Raw genomic sequence first — 20,673 nt, 5'->3', positions numbered from 1 at the left:
TATCCACCACGTCACAATAGAAGAGAGAGCATCAATTTAGCATTGAGACACGCTAGACCTAAAATAAGCTTTTAAGTTGTAATCATTTTGGGACATACCCAGTAGGCAAGATCCTAACACCCACTGACTGACAAGGGAGAAGCAACGACACATGAAGACAACAAACCATCACTCAGCGCCCAAAAAGATAAATACCAGGCTTTTGCCCCACAGATGGGGGGTAAATAATATTCTGGGAATGTTCTCATCCGGGGTAGCAGTGGTGTTCCTGGGGAGCTGCTCTCTTCTACCTGCTAAGACAATTGAGGCTCAACAAAACCAGACTCAAGCCCAAAAGACAATAGAACCCAATTCGGCAATTGTCCCCCCGCCGATTTTCTCTTCATCTGGAGATCCTAATTTTATAGTGAAAGTAGTGCAACAAGTGGGCCCTGCGGTAGTTCGCATTGATTCTTCTCGAACAATTACTTCTCGCGTACCAGACGAATTTAACAACGATCCATTTTTTCGGCGGTTTTTTGGAGAGGGAACCCCACAGGCTAGACAACGCGTAGAACGGGGTAGTGGCTCTGGATTTATTATTGATTCTTCAGGTCAAATTGTGACCAATTCCCATGTAGTAGACGGTGCTGATAGAGTGACTGTGACACTTAAAGATGGGCGGACTTTTGATGGTAAAGTTTTGGGTGAAGATCCGGTAACGGATGTGGCTGCGATTAAAATTGATGCGAATAATCTGCCAACTTTATCTGTGGGTAACTCCGACGCTTTGCAACCAGGAGAAGCTGTAATTGCCATCGGTAATCCATTAGGCTTGAATAATACCGTCACTTCTGGGATTATTAGTGCTACAGGTCGTTCTAGTAGCGACATCGGCGCTAGTGATAAGCGGGTTGATTACATCCAAACGGATGCTGCGATTAACCCTGGTAATTCTGGTGGCCCATTGCTCAATGCTCGTGGTCAAGTGATTGCGATGAACACAGCAATTATTCGAGGCGCTCAAGGTTTGGGATTTGCTATCCCCATTAACACTGTGCAAAGAATTGCCCAAGAATTAATCGCTACAGGCAAGGTGGATCATCCTTATTTGGGTGTTCAGATGGTGACATTGACACCAGAAAATAAAGAAAGAATCAAAAATGTCGCAGGCGATCGCTTAAATCTGACAGCAGATGAGGGCGTTTTGCTGGTAGAGATTGTGCCGCGATCGCCTGCATCTATAGCTGGACTACGAGTTGGTGATGTAATCAAAAGCATTAACAGCCAGCCTGTAACTAAAATTGAAGAAGTACAAAAGCTAGTAGAAAAGAGCAAAATCGGTACTAAATTACCAATAGAAGTAGAACGCAATGGCAAAATTGTCCAAGTAGGAGTCCAACCTGCTGCTTTGCCCGTAAGACGTGAAGGATGATGTGAGCCATTTGTCATTAGTCATTTGTCATTAGTCATTAGCCCAGTCCCCAGTACCCAATCCCCAGTCCCCATTAATTAAAGGAGTTTTATCATGACTGAATTAGCGCCAATAATTCAATTAGGAAATCCAACATTACGCCAAAAAGCTGCTTGGGTTGAGAATATTCAAGATGAGCAAATCCAAAAATTAATCGAAGACTTAATTGCCACTGTGGCCAAGGCTAACGGCGTGGGAATTGCTGCGCCTCAAGTAGCACAATCCTATCGTTTATTTATCGTGGCTTCCCGTCCTAATGCCAGATATCCCAACGCCCCAGAAATGGAACCTACTGCCATGATTAATCCCAAAATCATTGCCCATTCAACTGAAGTTGTCAAAGATTGGGAAGGTTGTTTAAGTGTTCCAGGAATTAGGGGGTTAGTTCCTCGGTATAAATCTATTGAAGTGGAATACACTGACTCTCAAGGCAATTTACAAAAACAAGAATTAACCGATTTTATCGCTCGGATTTTTCAACACGAGTACGATCATCTCGACGGTATCGTATTTGTAGATCGCCTAGAGAACACTCTCGATATGATTACTGAGCAAGAATATCAACAACGAGTAGTTAACAAATAAATGAGAGTGGGGACAATACAGTTAGGTTAAAGTTTTTTGATGAAAATTTTAGATCGCTAAAGATACGATAAATCATCACAAAGACGCGATAAATCGCCGTCTCTACAAAAGACTGGTTATTGTAAAGACGGCGATTCATCGCGTTTCTTGCCTTAACTGAACAGTATTGGATGTGGGAAGTGGTATGTTACAGCAGTTTTCATGTATTTGAAACACATCTGTGTAAGGGCACAGCATTCTGTACCCCTACCGCATGGTCTATTTACCTGAAAATAGCTGTAATTAAGAATTATTTAACCGAGTATCGTGGGTTTAAATCCCCCGTTTCAATAATCGGCAAGTTTTTGGTCGGCGTCTAAATCCCCGTCAAAAAACTTAATTACGAATTACGAATTATTTAAATGTGTGATTCACAAACTCGCTCGTCTCGCCACAATTGATATAGCCGCGTTGCTGGCATAGTCATATATAAAATGTCACCATCACTGAGATTGGTTTCTAACAAATCCCAGCCATGAAGGGTTTGATGATTAGTCTCTACGTACAAAGGTACACAGTCAGCAGACATGGCTACATCTTTCACCCACTGACCACAAAAGGCATGTGAAGTTGTAATCACAGTGGCAAAAGCCACCCAAAGACTATCGGCTGTGATGCCATTGCCGAGGATGCGTCCCCCTAGTGCAGCAGCGGCAAAAGCTGGGGCTGCTAGTTCAGCCGGACTCAGTACGGCCTCGAAGCCAAATAGCTGTTGCGCTATGCCAGCAAAATCGGGATCGGCATAATGAACAATCACCGGAATGGTGGGTGTCAAGCCTTTGGCTTTGAGGGCAATTTCTAGATTGGTAGCATCATTGCTAGTCACAGCTAGCACTGCGGCGGCAGATTCTATATTGCTGGCTTTGAGTATTGTACGGAAGCTAGCATCGCCCTGAATGACAGGAATACCCAGTTCGCGGGCGGTGTTGATATATTTGTTGTTGGAGTCGGGTTCAACTACTACAACTTCATGTCCGCTGATGTGGAGTTGCTGGACAATTCTCACGCCAATGCCACTCAAGCCACAGACAATGTAATGCGATCGCTGGGGAATTCGGGCTGCATCCCAAAATTGCTTAAAGCGGCTTCCTAAAACAAAATCGGTGAGCATGGCGTACCAAATACCAATCACCACTGCTCCAACCAGCATCATCACAACAGTAAATAACTTAATACTGTTAGGAGCATTTTCTACTACTTTGTCATTACCACCTGCTCCAGTAATCATGCCTACAGAAAAATATAGAGCATCGACAGGAGACAAACTCAACTCAGCCGACATATAGGTGAATGTAGCGATCGCAATCACCGCCAATAGTGCAATCGCACCCAGCACTACCGATCGCCCGTGTTCTTGAAACTGCCTAAAATTAGTCATAACTTTCAGCAGTTTTCTAATCAACGATCGCCGGGGAGAACGGATGCGGGGTTGAGTGCCTATGATTATGCGATCGCCTACTTTTATCTCTTGTCCAGAGATGACAGCTGACACTAAATCCATCTCGCCTTTGACTGGCAAATAATAAATTAGCATCCGCGATCGGTCTTCCCACAATTCACTCAGCTTTCGACCCTTCCAGAAGTGATTTTCATCAATGTATTCTTCGTGAATTGGCCAAGTTTGCTGAAATAATTTGATTTGTCCGATCGCTCGGTTTCCCATTGCTGCAAAGGTGAATACGGGTGCTGCTAATCCGACAACACTCATACTCAAATGGTCTGGCAAACTTTGATCTAAGCGCTCCCCTAAATTTGTATTATAAAAACGGTTGATAATCCGAATCTGGGGATTCAGCACCCGCGCCTGCATCATAATAGACAAATTCAAAGCATCTTTAGAGCCAGCGATTACTATAGTATGTGCCTGTTCAATTCCTGCTGCTGTTAGGGTAGAAGCTGCTTGTAAATCGCCAACAATCACATCTCCTGCCGTTTCGCCAGGGATAGATTGATGATGAATACCAACAACGAAGGCTCCCTGATGTCTTAGCAGACGAAAGGTTTTATATCCGGTACGTCCTAAGCCACAAACAATAATTCGGGGTTTCATGAAACGGCAGCATCTTTTATAGGTAGGGCTGCATTTCTAGTTATTTACGAATATTGTTGCCTACTTTCCTAGAATATAACTGTAGCTGACAACACGATTGCTTGAAAAAGGGACTGGGGGCTGGGGATTGGGGACTTGGGGGCAGGGAGTATAAAGGTATAAAGATAAGAGTAAAAGGTTTTAATTTTTCTTTCTGTCTCCCTAAACAAAATTCAGAATTCTGAATTCTGAATTCTGAATTCTTCAATTATTGTTTTTATATCTTCCTTTTTTTTCTAATCACACTTTTGCATGAGATACCAAGTTGGCGGTAGCCTCCACAGTGACGATCCCACTTATGTTGTGCGTCAGGCAGACGAAAAGCTTTATACCAGTCTAAAAGATGGTGATTTTTGCTATGTCTTTAACTCTCGCCAAATGGGCAAGTCATCCCTACTACAGCGAATAAGTCGTCGTCTCAAGTCAGAAGGCTATAAATGTGTCTACCTAGATGTAACTCAATTGGGTAGTGAAGATACCACATCAGCACAATGGTATAAAGGAATCATTGTTAGCATGTTCTACGGGTTAAATCTGGCGGAACACGTCAACTTTAAGCAATGGTGGGATATCCAAGCAGGTCTTTCTCCTATACAAAAACTACACCAGTTTGTTGAAGAAGTGTTGCTGCCAAATGTCAAGGGCGATGGTGAAACAGACGACAAAGCCAAAGGCATTTTTATTTTCATTGATGAGATTGATAGTTTACTGAGTTTGAGTTTTCCGGTCAATGACTTTTTTGCCTGGATTCGTCATTGCTACAATCAGCAAGCACACGATCCGAATTTTCAACGCTTGGGATTTGCATTGTTTGGAGTAGCCAGCCCATCTGATTTAATTGCTGATAAACGCCGGACACCTTTTAATATTGGGACGGCTATAGAGTTATACGGTTTTCGATTGCATGAAGCTAGCCCATTGCTAAATGGGTTAAAGGAAGCAATCAGTCAACCAGAAGTTGTGCTGCAAGAGGTGATTTACTGGACAGGGGGACAACCGTTTCTGACTCAAAAACTCTGTCAGTTAGTTCTGCAAACTGCCTCAAAGTCATCAGAACGGAAAATTGTTTTATCGCCAAAAACTGAGGCGTATTGGGTAGAAGAATTGGTGCGATCGCACATTATCCAAAACTGGGAATCACAAGATGAACCCGAACACCTCCGCACTATTCGCGATCGCTTACTTTTCAACCAACAACAAGCCGGACGGTTGTTGAGTCTTTATCAGCAGGTATTGCAAACAGAGGAAATCGAGGACAGGGGGGACGCAAACAATAAAGACACTAGCGACTCCTTACCTCTACCTCCAATATCTCCCGTACCTATTGATGATAGTCGAGAACAAACGGAGCTTTTACTATCGGGATTGGTCGAGAAGTATAATGGCTATCTCAGAATTAAAAATCCGATCTACCGTAATATTTTCAATTCAGAATGGGTATTAAGACAGTTAGACAATCTGCGCCCTTATTCACAGCCATTCAATGCTTGGGTAGCATCAGATTTTCAAGATGAGTCACGCCTGCTAAGGGGAAATGCCTTAAAAGAGGTATTGGATTGGACTCAGCGTAAAAGTCTCAGCGATTTGGACTATCGATTTTTAGCAGCCAGTCAGGAATTGGAACGTCGAGAATTCCAACAAAAATTAGAAGTAGAACGGCTTAAAGAAACCGAAGCGCGATTGGCAAGTGAACAAAAAAGCGCCCGTCTTCAGCAACGACTACTAATAGGGGTAAGTATAGCTCTAGTAGCAGCTATTATCCTGGGGATCGCAACCCTCTATGCCGATCGACAAGCATCGCTGAGTGAGGTACGAGCGATCGCGGCTGCTTCCAATGGTAGTTTTAATTCTAATCAACGCTTAGATGCACTGGTACAAGCAATCCAAGCCAGACGGAAATTTCAACGGCTCGATCTGCAAAATTTTGCAGATGCCAATGCCCTGGATCTCCAAACAGGCAAAGTGTTGCAACAAGCTGTCTATGGTGCTGATGAATTCAATCACCTGTCAGGGCATCAAGGGATTGTCTTAGGGGTTGATTTTAGCCCCGATGGTCAGTGGATTGTCTCATCTAGCATCGATCGCACAGTCAAGCTGTGGAAGCGGGATGGAACACTAGTAAGAACACTGCCACATACTGCAACCATCCAAAGCGTCCGCTTCAGCCCAGATAGCCACCTGATAGTCGCTGCCGGCATTGATGGCGCTATCCGTCTTTGGACGATTGATGGTAAATTGTTAACTGTTCTCAAAGGGCATAAATCTGCGGTGTGGCGAGTTGCTTTTAGCCCAGATGGAAAAACTATCGCTTCTGCCAGTGGCGATTTTAGCGTTAAGCTTTGGCAACTAGATGGCACTTTAATTAGAACTATTAAACATGAACGTGGTGTATGGGGAATTGCTTTTAGCCCCGATGGTCAAACCCTCGCTTCTAGTATGGTAGGTGGCACGAATCAGCTTTGGCGATTAGATGGAACACTAATCAAAACATTCACAGCCGGAAAGGCAACTGTTTGGAGTGTTGCTTTTAGCCCTGATGGACAAACTTTAGTATCTGGCGGTGCAGATAAGATGGTGCGACTGTGGAATCGAGAAGGCACTCTCCTGAGAACTTTTAAAGGACATAACGCTGAAATATTTAGTGTAGCTTTTACCTTTGATGGGCAGACCATTGCCTCCGGCGGCGCTGATAAAACTGTAAGACTCTGGCGGGTAGATGGTACTCTATTAAGAACTTTCCAGGGGCATACCGCAAATGTTCAAACCGTCGCCTTCAGTCCTGACGGAGAAACCCTCGCCTCTGCCGGTCACGATAACACTGTCAAACTCTGGAAAGTCAACTCACCCTTACTTAAGCTACTCAATGGTCATCAAGAAATGGTCTGGCGGGTGGCATTTAGCCCTGATGGGCAACGCCTAGCCTCCGTTGCTGGCAAAGAAGTCAAACTCTGGAAACGCGATGGTTCTTTAGCCAAAACTATTGTTGAAGAAGATTCCCGAATGCTTAGTCTCGCCTTTAGCCCCGATGGTCGAACTTTAGCGATCGTTGGTTCTAAGGGTGCTGTAAGACTATGGGAACTAGACCGCAATCAGCGAACCATTTTGAAGGGGCCAGGTATCGGCCTTTTGGGTGTTAGCTACAGTCCTGATGGTAATCGGCTAGTGACTGTGGGTTTTGATTACAAACTGAGACTCTGGCAACGCGATTCTAATGGAGAGTTCCAATTGCACCAAGTTATCCAGGCGCATACAGGCCGAATTTGGGATATTGTTTATAGTCCAGATGGGCAGTTTATCGCCTCTGCCAGTGCTGATGGTACTATTAAACTTTGGACTTCAGAAAATAGCCAACGCCTGTTAGAAAAACCCGATCGCATCTTAGAAGGGCACAAGAGTGAAGTTTTTGGAGTTGCCATTAGCCCCAATAGTCAATTTATTGCCTCCACTGGTGGAGATGGTTGTCTGCGACTTTGGAAACGCGATGGTAGTCTTGTAAGAATTTTTGATGGTAAAAGTATTGGTTTAACGAGAGTAGCATTTAGTCCAGATGGTCAAATGTTGGCGGCAGCAGGTTTTGATAATACGATCAAAGTCTGGAAGATCGATGGTACTTTGCTTGTCACGCTTAATGGACATACTTCTAATGTGAGCAGTGTTGCCTTTAGCCCTGATGGCAAAACCCTCGCTTCTGGTGGAGATGACCAACTTGTGATTTTATGGGATCTACAACAAATTTTCCATCTCAACTTGCTGAAATATAGCTGTGAGTGGGTGCAGGATTATCTAAAGACTAATATGACAGTAGAAAAGAGCGATCGCTCTCTTTGCAATCACTAACAAAACTTCCACAAAAATTTTAACTAATTTATGGAAAACACTGTAGGGGTAATTTATGAATTACCCCTACAGGTGGGATAAAGCATTGTACAATGGCAAACAAGAGAGGGGCGATCGCTATTATAATGATTGAAATATTCTTTCTGGTAATACCTTCATCTTCGGCATTACTACACCAGCAACAATTTTAGCGCCATTTCTTCTAAGATTATTTCTAGAGCTTTTTTAGCACTAGCTGCCTTAATAAAATTTTGTTCTCTATCTGTAAGATAATAACTAATTAATTTAAATTCAGTCAGACAATCTTCTATAAATAAAATGGTAGCAATCCAGATAATACTCAACCCCAAATCTCCAAAATCATAGGTTATTTAAGTAGAGTTGCTTTTTCTCAGAGGAAATTAAACAATATGTTGAAAAATTACTTTTAGTAAATCTCCTTGTGTAAAAGGCTTAGTTAAATAGCCTGATGCTCTAACCATCTTAGCTTTAGCTCTATCTATAAATCCTACTTTTTCTGACACCAGAATCACAGGCGTATTCTTGAAATGTGAGTGTTTACGAAGTAAAGAGCAGAGTTCATATCCGTCTAAATTAGGCATCGAAATATCTAACAAAATTATATCGGGTTTTATACGGACAATCTGCATTAAAGCTTTTAACGAATCGGTAACTCCCATAACAGAAAATGTTTGCTCATCTAAATAACTTTTAATAGCATTCATGACTGTAGGATTGTCATCAATACAAAAGATTGTGTAGATTTTTTTGTCAGCAGCCGGTTGAATAATTTGCTGACCCCTATATTCATTACTCCTAATAGAGTAGGCTGCTGGTTTATAGCTGTTTATTTCAGGCAATTTTGGTGTAGTTTTGGCTTTAGGTTGTAGCTCATTTATTTGGAAAAATTGTGAGGGGTGCGATTGAGAACTTGGTGATGTTTGACGATAAGCTACTTCTCTACGAGCGTCTTGGTCAAAGCTTTGGGGTGTTAGACATTGTTCAACTAGTAAGCGGAGATTTAGATGACAAAACTTTGGCATATCATCCAGAAAGCTTTCAGGAATAAATTCATAACTCCCCTCTTCTAAGTTCAGAAATGACTCCAGAACTTCTAGCGCCAATTGCTCTATCAGCATTGCTGCTTGAGAAGGACTGATATATTTCTGATTGACTAACCAACAAATAGCTAGATAATCTGGATTTGGTATTGCCTGATTTTCAATACCAGTTTCAAATATTGCCCGCAATTGGTCTTTGATTCCATGAGGGAGAGTAGAAATTTCCTGACTCAAGCACTGCAAATTTCTGTAAAGCGGCTCAAACATTTTCTCTGAGTAGCAGGCATAAATTAGTTTACCCTCGTCTACATATATTGACCAAGAACCTGATGTACTAAACACCTGCAAACAACCAGTAACCGACTTACCAGTGATTTTTTTTAACAACGGTAGGGGCTGAAGCTTTTGGAAAAATCTGTATCTACTAATCGGAAGTGTCTTCATTGGAATTGCTTGGGAATAAAATTAATATTTGCAGGCAAAATTAGCGAATTACCTTTTCGGAATTCACTGCGACTTTGTTAGAAGCACTATCAGATAAATATAGTGGTCACAATTGAGTTAGTACAGAGATTCCACACCCCCCAACTCTTAATTCACCAATCTCTGTTAAGCTATAATCCGCGAGTTACAACTAAACCAATTCATGCTACTGACCAATAGCAAAATTGCCCGACTAGTTGCCAGGATATAGTATTTCAAAAATTAGATTGGTTTTCTGTATCTTTAGCTAATCTAGCCAATCTAACAGTAACTCAAGTGCAAACTATAGACAATTGGCTCTCGCCCATCAGTCACAAAAGCATCATTGTTATCCGTATTTTGCAGCCTAAAATTACAGATATTTTAGTTCTATTGCAAAATTTTTTTTGCTCTTAATGCTAAAATCTAAATCGACCAAAATCTACTGTCATATAGACGCAAATGCTACTAAATCAAGGCTTTTAGTTATTCAGTCCGCACTGATAAACTATGTTTTTGCAGCTGTGACGAAAGTAGTCGGGTACTTTTTTAAGAAGTTTATTCTTGAGGGAAACTCCTTTCAGAGAAAAAGTATGATTAAAAACTAAGCATTCCAAAAACTCAATGTCTTACTTAGGTTGGTGATTGTAGAGCAACTCTTAATGTTGGGATTGGGCAAAATTATTGCACAACAAGAATGGTAAACCTCCGGCCAAGGATGAGTTGGCTGATAATTGTCGCCATGATGGTGTGTAGTGAGATGCACAGGCGGACAAATTAGCAGAAGGGAATCTCTTCATAATTACTGCAAACGGGTTCTAATTTTGTGTGGGGCTGGGGCTAAATAGTCACCTGCACAATTTAGAGTGACAAATTCAAGAATTTACAGCGAAATTCTTCATTGGTAGTAAATACATGCAAAATAGCTGTTTTCAACTAGATGGTAGATAACAAGCAAAGTACTCACTAAAATTCAGGTTACTATAATTTTCAAAAAAAGTTAGGAGAAATATATAAACTTCATGATAAATCAGTAAAGTAAACATGAAAACTAATTAATAGCATCTTCCAGAAAATTGTTATAAATATTTATTTGTTCGGATATCCGGGAAGGCTGAAAATGTACAGTAAAAGACAATTATAGATGCTTATTTAATTACACAATAACTGTAAATATTTTTGTTTATCTACTTAAGATATATGTAGCAAAAAGACGCAAATACATGATTTGCGTCTTTGGCGTGAGATTTATAATTAGACATTCTCACTGTTATATTTCTCCATCGACTTAAACTTGCCCCCGCCAGCACCAAGTTAAAAGTGTGCCACATACCGCCAGCTTAACTACTTCCAGTAACCAATAACCACCGTGCAGTAAACTCATTGTTGATGGAATAGCAGCAGCAGCTTCAAATAGGTTGAGTTGAACTCCTATGGCGCACATCTGTGGAGTTAAGAAATAGGTGTCAAGCATAGCTATAGTTAGCAACAGCCCAGATAAAACAATACTGCCAATACGCCAGTGATATTGAGTTTTTCCTAAAGCTAGTGCCCCAGTCAATACGATCGCAGCAGATAATAACTCCATCCGATTGAAGTTCCAAAAAATCGTATAGCCTGCTGTCGTAAAACCAGCTTGGTTCATCATTCCAGAAAGATAAAGGCTAGGCATAATTACCCAGTCTAAAACTAGACTTGCACTGAGCCAAAAGCCTAAAGTCAATATGATTGCAGTTTGCCAAATTGGCCGTTTGAATTCAAGGTTAGAAATAGCAGTCATAAAATAATTGCGTGTGTTGTATTTCTTAGTTTCTAACTTTACTCGCAGTTTGACAAGAAATATCAACTAACCTTTACAAAGCGATCGCTACTTAATTATGAACTCAATCCCAAGATTTTTTAAACTTAGTTGAGAAATATTAAGATTTTATAAAAAGTAATTTAAATAGATTCTGTCTGTTAGAAATACTCAATTTTTTATATCACAAGTAACTAAGCGATCGCACTCGCAAATTTCTACATCTAGTACAACAATAGACTTCTTGCATAAGTCGGGTAAAGGGTAAGGGTTAAAGGGAAAAGGGATAGAATTAACATTCCCCTTTAACCTTTCCCCCTTTCCCCACCTCTTGCAAAAGGCACTTTTGCAAGAGGTCTAATGAAGAGTGCTGAGTGCTGAATAGGTAAAATTGTCTATTTTCAGCGCAGACATAATATCAAAACAGTGTGTTTCATTATGTCTGAGAGTGTGTTACCTGCGATCGCATATCTTGGCAATTAGTCGCAATCTTCTACCTACGAACCATACCCGCAGAAGATAAAACAGGAGTCAGAATATAGAATGGGCTACGCTTTGCTGCGCTAACAGAATTGGTAAGTCTTATATCATACAACATCTTGCTATATAAAGTACCTATCTTTAGACATATTTTTTGGAGATACCTGCTTATTCAGTACACTTCGCACGGTGGATTGACTTAAATATATTTACAGATGTTATGATTTGTATTACTCTATTGTTATGATTTGTGTTGTACTTTTCAGTTACCAACTAGTAAATTAGTTGCTGGTTGGTAACTGAAAAGGGTTAATTTAGCGATAATAAGGGAATTAAAGCAAACTGAGAACCTTTTAACAGAGAGAACCGTTCCTTATAAAAGTTAAATTTTCGTTACAAAACAACTCAGATATATCTAAATTCTGAATTTCCAGGAGTTACTGAGGTAGGCAGATGAATAGCTGGGTATTAAATTAACTCAAACAAAGAGTTATTGTACTTATGCTCCGAATGAAATTCAGTGAGTCATCTTTGTTTTTAGCCATTTTCTGGTTTAACACTAATGCAAAAACACAGCGAGATCGGGATTAATCATGCCTGTAATATCAAATGTCAGTCTGGAGATAGACAATGAGAAATAATATGAGTAGTTTACTTAAGATATGATTTTTGTAAAATCATTTGTAACATATTGGAGTTAATAGAAATTTAGTGAACTTCCTAAAAGTCTACTCTTATTCTGAAACAAATAGAGTGCAAAAGATTTAGTAATACAAGGCTTTAGACTAATGCTACAAAACAGCGAATTAACAATTAATCAGGGTTCTAACCTCAAATTGAAGCTTGGAGATCAACGGTATAATCAGTTGTCTCGGCTAGAATTTTTGCGAAATCGGACAGTTGGAAAGCCACTATATTTAAATATAGTGGAATAAATCTGAACTCAGATGATTTTCCCCAATTTAAAGTCAATAACCTACAGAAAAAGCAGGCAAGTACTATGCCAATATATTGCTAGTGGGGCTAATTGACTTGTTTGTGGTTATGCCGAATTAAAGGTTAACCAATTTACAGAATTTACTCAAATGAATGGTGTTGTTTAAAAACATTACCAGTCAGTAATAGAAGCTAGCTTTTTATTGAAAGCTAATTTTGTCCTGTCTTTTACCTGAAAGGGTAAAAAGCATAGCTCCTTGCTGGCATTCATTAAGGTAAATCGCAATTATTACCGAAATATCGCAATTTTTTAATTGGAATCAGGTCAACACACATGAACAAAGTTCAAGCGTCATTTGAAGCTACGGAAGCTGCATTTCACGTGCAAGGTTACGAAAAAATCGATTTTAGTCTTGTCTATGTGAGCGGTGCCTTTGATATTAAAAACAGAGAAATTGCAGATAGCTATGCAAAATTTGGTCGCTGTCTGACTGTAATTGATGCCAATGTCCATGAGCTTTATGGCGATCAGATCAGGTCATATTTTAGACACTATGACATTGAACTGACGGTATTTCCGATCATCATTACAGAGCCAGCTAAAACCCTGGCAACTTTTGAAAAAATTGTTGACGCTTTTTCGGACTTCGGCTTAGTTCGTAAAGAACCAGTCTTAGTCGTCGGTGGTGGTTTAGTTACTGATGTGGCTGGGTTTGCCTGCGCTTCTTACCGTCGCAAGAGCAACTATATTCGTATTCCTACAACGTTGATTGGTTTAATCGATGCAGGTGTGGCGATTAAGGTAGCAGTTAATCATCGCAAGTTGAAAAATCGCTTGGGAGCATATCATGCACCTTTGAAAGTTATCCTGGATTTCTCATTCTTGAAAACCTTGCCAACGGCTCAAGTTCGTAATGGGATGGCAGAGTTAGTAAAAATCGCGGTAGTGTCTAACTCAGAAGTCTTTGAACTGCTATACGAATATGGCGAAGAACTGCTTTCCACTCACTTTGGACATGTGAATGCGACACCAGAAATTAAAAAGATTGCTCATAAAGTCAACTACGAGGCAATCAAAACTATGTTGGAGTTAGAGACTCCTAACCTGCATGAACTAGACCTCGATCGCGTCATTGCCTACGGTCACACTTGGAGTCCTACCTTAGAATTAGCACCTCAGATACCCCTATATCATGGTCATGCGGTCAATATAGATATGGCTTTGTCTGCAACCATTGCAGCGCAACGCGGCTATATTCCCACAGGAGAGCGCGATCGCATCCTAGACTTGATGAGTCGTATAGGTTTATCACTCGATCATCCTCTACTAGATGGGGATTTACTCTGGGATGCTACCCAGTCTATAAGCTTGACACGAGATGGAAAGCTACGTGCAGCTATGCCTTGTCCGATTGGTGAGTGCTTCTTTGCCAACGATCTAACTCGTGAAGAGCTTGATGCTGCCCTAGCTGAACACAAACGTCTTTGTGCTAAATATCCTCGTGGCGGAAAAGGTGTTGACGCATACATTGAAAGTCAAGAAGCCAAGCTCGTAGGGGTGTGAAGAGATGACAAGTGTTTTAGGACGAGAAACAGCTAGACCGATAACGCCACACAGTATCTTAGTAGCCCAGCTACAGCAAACCCTCAAATTAGCAGAAGAGAACAACATTCCCGTAGAGATATTAGATTCTTTGCGGCAAGGTGTTCAATTAGCGGTAGGTTTAGATCCCTACTTGGATGATTACACTACTCCCGAATCGAGCTACTTAACAGCATTGGCGCAAAAAACTAGTAAAGAAGACTGGAGTAAGCGTTTCAGCGATGGTGAAACAGTGCGTCAACTAGAGCAGGAAATGCTCTCAGGACATCTGGAAGGACAGACATTGAAAATGTTTGTTCATCTCACCAAAGCAAAGCGCGTTCTAGAAGTAGGGATGTTCACAGGATATTCAGCTTTAGCAATGGCAGAAGCATTACCAAGTGATGGGCAACTTATCGGTTGTGAAGTAGATCCTTATGTTGCTGAATTTGCTCAAGCTTGCTTTAGTGAGTCTCCCCACGGCGACAAAATTGTTGTGGAAGTAGCACCTGCCTTAGAGACACTCCACAAGCTAGCTGCAAGAAAAGAAGTATTCGATCTGATCTTCATTGATGCGGATAAAAAAGAGTATGTAGATTACTTCGAGATCATTTTGGATAGTAATTTACTGACTCGCGACGGTTTAATCTGTGTGGATAACACTTTGTTGCAAGGACAAGTTTACCTACCATCAGAACAACGCACCGCCAACGGTGAAGCGATCGCTCAGTTCAACCGCGTTGTTGCCGCCGATCCTCGTGTAGAGCAAGTTCTGTTACCCATCAGAGATGGTGTAACCCTAATTAGACGCGTGGCGTAACAAAGTTTGTAGAGACGTTGTAATGCAACGTCTCTACAATAAACACAAAGGAAAGACTTATGGCACAATCAATTTCTTTATCTCTGCCTCAATCCCCAACATCATCAACAGGTATTAGGGTAAAGCTAGTAGCTCTATTCAAGACTCTCGGTACTCTGACATTATTACTAATAGCCTTGCCGTTCAATGCTTTGATAGTGTTGATATCTTTGTTGTGGGGTATGATGCGATCGCCGTTTACGAAAAAAGCTGTCGTAGCTGCTCATCCTCAGACTATCTTGGTAAGTGGAGCCAAGATGACTAAAGCATTGCAACTTGCTCGCTCCTTCCATACCGCAGGACACAGAGTTATTTTGATTGAAGGTCACAAATACTGGTTGTCTGGTCATAGATTCTCAAAAGCGGTAAGTCGTTTTTATACAGTTCCGGCTCCACAATCAGATCCAGAAAGCTATATCCAGGCGCTAGTAGAAATTGTCAAGCAAGAAAAGGTTGACGTTTATGTACCTGTATGCAGTCCTGTCGCTAGCTATTATGACTCTTTAGCAAAGCCTGTATTATCAGAATACTGCGAAGTTTTCCACTTCGATCCAGATATAACCAAAATGTTGGATGATAAATTTGCCTTTACCGATCGGGCGCGATCGCTTGGTTTATCTGTCCCCAAATCGTTTAAAATCACCGATCCTCAACAAGTTATCAATTTCGATTTTAGTCAAGAAACCCGCAAATATATTCTTAAAAGTATTGATTACGACTCTGTTCGCCGCTTAAATTTAACCAAACTTCCCTGCGACACCCCAGAGGAGACAGCAGCCTTTGTCAACAGTTTACCCATCAGTCCAGAAAAACCTTGGATTATGCAAGAGTTTATCCCTGGTAAAGAGTTATGCACACATAGTACAGTGCGGGATGGGGAATTAAGATTGCATTGCTGTTCAAACTCTTCTGCGTTTCAAATCAACTATGAAAACGTCGAAAATCTCCAAATTCGTGAATGGGTGCAACACTTCATCAAGAGTTTGGCACTGACTGGGCAAGTTTCTTTTGACTTTATCCAAGCAGAAGACGGTACAGTTTACGCCATTGAATGCAATCCTCGTACCCATTCGGCAATCACAATGTTCTACAATCACCCCGGTGTTGCAGATGCCTATCTTGGTAAAACTCCCCTAGCTGCACCTCTGGAACCCTTAGCAAGTAGCAAGCCGACTTACTTTTTATATCACGAAGTCTGGCGACTAACTGGTATTCGTTCTTGGAAACAATTGCAAACATCGATTAATACTCTAGTGCGGGGCACTGATGCTATTTATAGTCTTGATGACCCCATACCATTTTTGACTTTGCATCATTGGCAGATTCCCTTGCTTTTACTAAAGAATCTCCAACAACTCAAAGGATGGGTAAAAATAGACTTCAATATTGGCAAACTAGTGGAATTAGGTGGGGATTAAATAATTCGTAATTCGTAATTGAAGAAGAATTCATGCACATTATAGTCCCTTCCTCGTTTGCGGGGAGAGGTTCTTGTCGCTCACTCAACTGATAACCGATATATCAATTCTAATACTACATAGGAAGATGAATAATGTCAGTACTTCGTATTCTTCATTTAGTTGGGTCTGCATACAATGATTTTTACTGTGATTTGTCACGCCTTTATGCCCAAGACTGTCTCGCGGCAACGGCAGAGCGATCGCACTATGACTTTCAGATTGCCTACATCACACCCGATCGCCAATGGCGATTTCCTCCCTCACTCAGCCGTGAAGATATTGCTGATACCAAACCGATGACTCTGTTTGATGCTATAGAGTTTATAACAGCGCAAAACATTGATCTCGTGTTACCGCAAATGTTTTGTATTCCTGGAATGACTCACTACCGCGCCCTATTCGACCTGCTGAAGATTCCTTACGTAGGCAATACTCCAGATATCATGGCGATCGCAGCGCACAAAGGCAGAGCCAAAGCAATTGTCGAAGCAGCAGGGGTAAAAGTGCCTCGTGGAGAACTACTTCGCCAAGGAGACGTTCCGACAATTACACCTCCAGCGATCGTTAAACCTGCAAGTTCTGACAACTCTTTAGGGGTGGTCTTAGTCAAAGACGTTACTGATTATAATGTTGCTCTCAAACAAGCATTTGAATATGCTTCAGAGGTGATCGTAGAAGAATTCATCGAACTCGGTCGAGAAGTCAGATGCGGTATCATTGTCAAAGACGGCGACCTAGTGGGTTTACCCCTTGAAGAGTATCAAGTAAACTCCAACGATAAACCCATCCGTAACTTTGCTGATAAACTCAAACAAACGGACGATGGTAACTTAGATTGTGCTGCTAAAGATAATATCAAAGCTTGGATAGTAGACCCTAACGATCCAATTACCGAAAAGGTTCAGCAAGTAGCTAAGAAGTGTCATCAGGCTTTGGGTTGTCGTCACTACAGTTTATTTGACTTCCGCATCGACCCAAAGGGAGAACCTTGGTTTTTAGAAGCTGGGTTGTATTGTTCTTTTGCCCCCAAAAGTGTGATTTCTTGTATGGCAAAGGCCGCGGGAATCTCTGTAAATGAGTTATTAATGACAGCTATCAATGAAACCTTGGGCAGTAATCAAAAGGTGTTGCAGAATTGTTAGTGAATTTATCACCATAGGTTTTCTGCTTGTAGTGGGTTGGAGAGCGATCGCTCTCCTATCGGTATTTAAATACTACCAAATATTAATTTACACAAATATACATAATTTTAAAATATTTTAAAGATACACAACTTAAGTAAATGTCTAATTCTCCCAGGAGTTTGATAGGTTTTGTTTTACTAACTCATCGGAAACCTCTACAAATTTACAGACTAATAAATAAGTTAAATAGTATGTTTAACTATCCTGTCATTGTGTGTCATCATGATTTCTCAAAATGTGATTTATCTGTAAATACTCTATCAAAAAATGTTTTATTAGTACGCCCTCATCTACAAACAGAGTGGGCAAGTTTTGTTTTAGTAGAAGCTACAGTACAAGCACTTAAATTAATGTACGAAGTTCCAGAGCCACCAGATTGGTTTGTATTACTTAGTGGAGCAGACTATCCCATTAAAAATGCAAATCAAATATTGGATGATCTGAACTCAAATTCTTATGATGCTTATATTCAGCATGAGAAAATCACTTATGAAACTTATAAATATGATTTAAGACCGAGCATTTTATGGCAAAAAAAATCCTATCAGCGATACTGTACGAAATCGTTTTCTTTCAATTACTCAAAAAAACATTTGGCACATCTGAATCTAGAAATATGTTTTGAACATCCGTTATTAACTAAACCTTTCCTTCCTTTTTCTAAAAAACTTGCTTGCTTCAGTGGAAGTCAATGGTTTTGTGCCAATAGCAAAGCTGCTAAGTACATTATCGATTTTCACAGCCAGAAAAATGCATTAACCTTATACTACAGTAAGCTTCAGTATGCAGATGAGTCCTATTTTCAAACTGTACTTGCTAATTCACCTCATCTGAAACTGCAAAACGACCGTAGGCGCTATATTGATTGGTCAGATGGAGGCAGTCATCCTAAGACATTGCTGATGGAAGACTTGCCAAATTTGCTAGCATCATCTGCTCACTTCGCTCGAAAATTTGACATTGATATAGATAGCAAAATTCTTGATGAACTTGATAAGATTACATCCTAGCGATTACACATTTTGCTAAACCCAGTGAGTTAACAATTCAAATACAAAATCAAGAGTTTTTAACCCACGGAGGTGGGTTTTGTCTGTATAGCTGCGACTTCTAGTCGCCCGGTGAGTAATAAATTAGACTTTTCAAACAACCTCTCACATCCATAAGCAACAAATTTCATCCTAAGTACCCAAATCTTTTTTAACGATAAGTGGTACAAGTGAAGCTAATCGTAATATACCAGATACAATAAATACTTCCGCTATGCCAAAAGACCCAGCAAATTGAGCGATGAAGCCACCGATAGTTGCTCCTAAAGCACCACTTACGCCAGCTATTGCTGCTGCGATCGCAAAATAGATAGACTGATTTTTGACTGGTGCAATCTCTATTTGGAGATTTTTATTACACAAGTCAACTCCTCCCCAATTAGCCCCAATGAAAATATGTAGCAGCGGCAACCACAGCCAAAGATCGAGAGGACTAGAACCCATCTTCAGCCACAGCCAAGGTATGATAGCAATTAGAATTCCAGTAGAAATTAGAATCGGACGATTGCCTATTTTATCTGCTAATCTACCCCACACGATCAGCATTACCATGTGTGCCCCTGCTCGTAGGCTGTTGTAGAAAGTTACCCAACTCACATCTAGGTTCAGGGTATCTAGCAAGTAGAGATTAAAAAACGGGGCACTTAGGTTAACAGCAAACGTCCATGAACCAAAATAAAGTAGAAACACCAAAAAATTAGAGTTTTTCCAAATGCTGCTATCTATCTGGTTTTGGGTAGCTGGTATTTGCGGCAGAGAGATTGCTTCAGATATCTCACCAGGTTCTTTTCGTGCAGAGTTTGACTGAATATTACTGGTTTGAGATGAGTTAGCATAATAAGTATTTTGTAATTGGGGATTTATATCTACCTGGAAATACTGACATCCCAAGCTCACAATTCCAAAGATAATGCCTAAGAGCAAAATCACTCCATAACCTTGAATAGTCCCTCCGTACCAATGTGATACGACTAAACCGGCTATTGGCAAACCAATCAACTCGGTTAAGTTAGCAAGGCTATTGCGTAGCCCAAAATATCTACCTCGTAATCGCCGTGGGACTAACATTGCTATCCAACTGAACCACGATGCAGTTCCTAATCCTCCTAAAAGATGGCTAGATACGAGAATTACAAGCGACAACGCCACTAATTGCTGGGAATTAAGCGCTCCCGCACCAAAGCTAAAAATGCCAATTACTAAAATCAGCCACAGTAGCCGACCAATCCCATGAGTACGAAGGGAATATTGAAAGCGGCTAGTGCTACGTTCAGATAAGTAAGCACCCATTGGCTGAAAGAGATTCACCAACATGGGGATAGAACTTACCATACCAAATACCATCGGACTGGCATCTAACTCCACTAAGAAGTTACCTAGCAAAACTCCACCAGTGCCAATAGAGAAAATTGCTGCGAAAATACCATCGATAGTAGAAGCCTTCAAACTCTTGCGAATACCATCTTTAGAGATAGGAGGGATGAGTGTCGAGGTAGGAGAGAGTGTTATTGATGGTGAGGAAATCTCAGTAATTTCTATAGAAAGAGGCGCATTTGTTTCAATTTGAGAAGAATCCATAAATCTAGTATTTAAGAAAATAATTAGGATTTACGCACCATACATACAGCAGGGAATAGTGAACTCTTACTTGGGTTGAAAGTGCCTTGGTATATGACTTTTTATGAGATTTTGTACTTCATTTCCCTGGAATCTGCTGTATGTACTATACTAACTTTGAACTTTTCAGCTATGTCTAACACCCAAAATAGAAAGAGAGACGCGATAAATCGCCGTCTCTA

Annotated in this window: 13 protein-coding genes; 8 read left to right on the top strand and 5 right to left on the bottom strand. The window is 40.7% G+C overall.

Annotated features, from left to right (window positions below):
• The first annotated feature begins 151 nt into the window (after positions 1-151).
• Positions 152-1,414 carry an HhoA/HhoB/HtrA family serine endopeptidase gene (locus tag FD723_RS32125; RefSeq protein WP_179068957.1) on the top strand — a complete coding sequence of 421 codons (1,263 nt, stop codon included), beginning with the start codon at positions 152-154 and terminating at the stop codon, positions 1,412-1,414.
• Between the two features lie 93 nt (positions 1,415-1,507).
• Entirely contained in the window at positions 1,508-2,038 is a 531-nt protein-coding gene (def, locus tag FD723_RS32120) for a peptide deformylase (RefSeq protein WP_179068956.1), read from the top strand.
• Between the two features lie 397 nt (positions 2,039-2,435).
• On the opposite strand, the gene FD723_RS32115 is transcribed toward def, so the two are convergent.
• On the bottom strand, positions 2,436-4,127 hold the full coding sequence (locus tag FD723_RS32115; RefSeq protein WP_179068955.1) for an NAD-binding protein: 1,692 nt from the start codon (positions 4,125-4,127) through the stop codon (positions 2,436-2,438).
• 291 nt (positions 4,128-4,418) lie between these two features.
• On the opposite strand from FD723_RS32115, the gene FD723_RS32110 reads away from it, so the two are divergent.
• The gene (locus tag FD723_RS32110) at positions 4,419-8,003 is read left to right on the top strand and encodes an AAA-like domain-containing protein (protein ID WP_179068954.1); all 3,585 of its coding nucleotides are present in this window, start codon (positions 4,419-4,421) and stop codon (positions 8,001-8,003) included.
• 170 nt (positions 8,004-8,173) lie between these two features.
• Here the strand turns inward: FD723_RS32110 and FD723_RS32105 are convergent, their stop codons facing one another.
• The 3 genes from FD723_RS32105 to FD723_RS32095 all read right to left on the bottom strand — a co-directional run bounded on the left by FD723_RS32105 (position 8,174) and on the right by FD723_RS32095 (position 11,306).
• A complete protein-coding gene (locus FD723_RS32105; RefSeq protein WP_179068953.1) occupies positions 8,174-8,347 on the bottom strand; it encodes a hypothetical protein in 174 nt (57 codons plus the stop codon).
• Between the two features lie 57 nt (positions 8,348-8,404).
• Positions 8,405-9,508 carry a response regulator gene (locus FD723_RS32100; protein ID WP_179068952.1) on the bottom strand — a complete coding sequence of 368 codons (1,104 nt, stop codon included), beginning with the start codon at positions 9,506-9,508 and terminating at the stop codon, positions 8,405-8,407.
• A gap of 1,306 nt (positions 9,509-10,814) precedes the next feature.
• Complete coding sequence (locus FD723_RS32095) at positions 10,815-11,306, bottom strand: hypothetical protein (RefSeq protein ID WP_179068951.1); 492 nt, start codon at positions 11,304-11,306, stop codon at positions 10,815-10,817.
• A 1,768-nt stretch (positions 11,307-13,074) separates the two neighbouring features.
• Between FD723_RS32095 and FD723_RS32090 the strand changes: the two genes are divergently transcribed.
• From FD723_RS32090 to FD723_RS32070, 5 genes are all read left to right on the top strand, one after another.
• Entirely contained in the window at positions 13,075-14,304 is a 1,230-nt protein-coding gene (locus FD723_RS32090; protein WP_179068950.1) for a sedoheptulose 7-phosphate cyclase, read from the top strand.
• 4 nt (positions 14,305-14,308) lie between these two features.
• A complete protein-coding gene (locus FD723_RS32085; RefSeq protein WP_179068949.1) occupies positions 14,309-15,142 on the top strand; it encodes an O-methyltransferase in 834 nt (277 codons plus the stop codon).
• 59 nt (positions 15,143-15,201) lie between these two features.
• The gene (locus tag FD723_RS32080) at positions 15,202-16,599 is read left to right on the top strand and encodes an ATP-grasp domain-containing protein (RefSeq protein WP_179068948.1); all 1,398 of its coding nucleotides are present in this window, start codon (positions 15,202-15,204) and stop codon (positions 16,597-16,599) included.
• 134 nt (positions 16,600-16,733) lie between these two features.
• On the top strand, positions 16,734-17,783 hold the full coding sequence (locus tag FD723_RS32075) for a D-alanine--D-alanine ligase (RefSeq protein WP_179068947.1): 1,050 nt from the start codon (positions 16,734-16,736) through the stop codon (positions 17,781-17,783).
• A 140-nt stretch (positions 17,784-17,923) separates the two neighbouring features.
• A complete protein-coding gene (locus FD723_RS32070) occupies positions 17,924-18,835 on the top strand; it encodes a beta-1,6-N-acetylglucosaminyltransferase (protein WP_179068946.1) in 912 nt (303 codons plus the stop codon).
• A gap of 171 nt (positions 18,836-19,006) precedes the next feature.
• On the opposite strand, the gene FD723_RS32065 is transcribed toward FD723_RS32070, so the two are convergent.
• Positions 19,007-20,452 (bottom strand): MFS transporter, encoded by a 1,446-nt coding sequence (locus FD723_RS32065; RefSeq protein WP_179068945.1) that lies wholly within the window; start codon positions 20,450-20,452, stop codon positions 19,007-19,009.
• Between the last annotated feature and the right edge of the window lie 221 nt (positions 20,453-20,673).

The organism is Nostoc sp. C052 (assembly GCF_013393905.1).
Lineage (GTDB): Bacteria > Cyanobacteriota > Cyanobacteriia > Cyanobacteriales > Nostocaceae > Nostoc.
This window is presented reverse-complemented; position numbering and strand designations above follow the sequence as displayed.

Bases quoted from the DNA above. Each gene is read 5' to 3' on its own strand.
- FD723_RS32075 (WP_179068947.1), top strand. From the start codon at position 16,734: ATGTCAGTACTTCGTATTCTTCATTTAGTTGGGTCTGCATACAATGAT.
- def (WP_179068956.1), top strand. From the start codon at position 1,508: ATGACTGAATTAGCGCCAATAATTCAATTAGGAAATCCAACATTACGC.
- FD723_RS32110 (WP_179068954.1), top strand. From the start codon at position 4,419: ATGAGATACCAAGTTGGCGGTAGCCTCCACAGTGACGATCCCACTTAT.
- FD723_RS32125 (WP_179068957.1), top strand. From the start codon at position 152: ATGAAGACAACAAACCATCACTCAGCGCCCAAAAAGATAAATACCAGG.
- FD723_RS32095 (WP_179068951.1), bottom strand. From the start codon at position 11,306: ATGACTGCTATTTCTAACCTTGAATTCAAACGGCCAATTTGGCAAACT.
- FD723_RS32085 (WP_179068949.1), top strand. From the start codon at position 14,309: ATGACAAGTGTTTTAGGACGAGAAACAGCTAGACCGATAACGCCACAC.
- FD723_RS32115 (WP_179068955.1), bottom strand. From the start codon at position 4,127: ATGAAACCCCGAATTATTGTTTGTGGCTTAGGACGTACCGGATATAAA.
- FD723_RS32090 (WP_179068950.1), top strand. From the start codon at position 13,075: ATGAACAAAGTTCAAGCGTCATTTGAAGCTACGGAAGCTGCATTTCAC.
- FD723_RS32070 (WP_179068946.1), top strand. From the start codon at position 17,924: ATGTCTAATTCTCCCAGGAGTTTGATAGGTTTTGTTTTACTAACTCAT.
- FD723_RS32065 (WP_179068945.1), bottom strand. From the start codon at position 20,452: ATGGATTCTTCTCAAATTGAAACAAATGCGCCTCTTTCTATAGAAATT.
- FD723_RS32100 (WP_179068952.1), bottom strand. From the start codon at position 9,508: ATGAAGACACTTCCGATTAGTAGATACAGATTTTTCCAAAAGCTTCAG.
- FD723_RS32080 (WP_179068948.1), top strand. From the start codon at position 15,202: ATGGCACAATCAATTTCTTTATCTCTGCCTCAATCCCCAACATCATCA.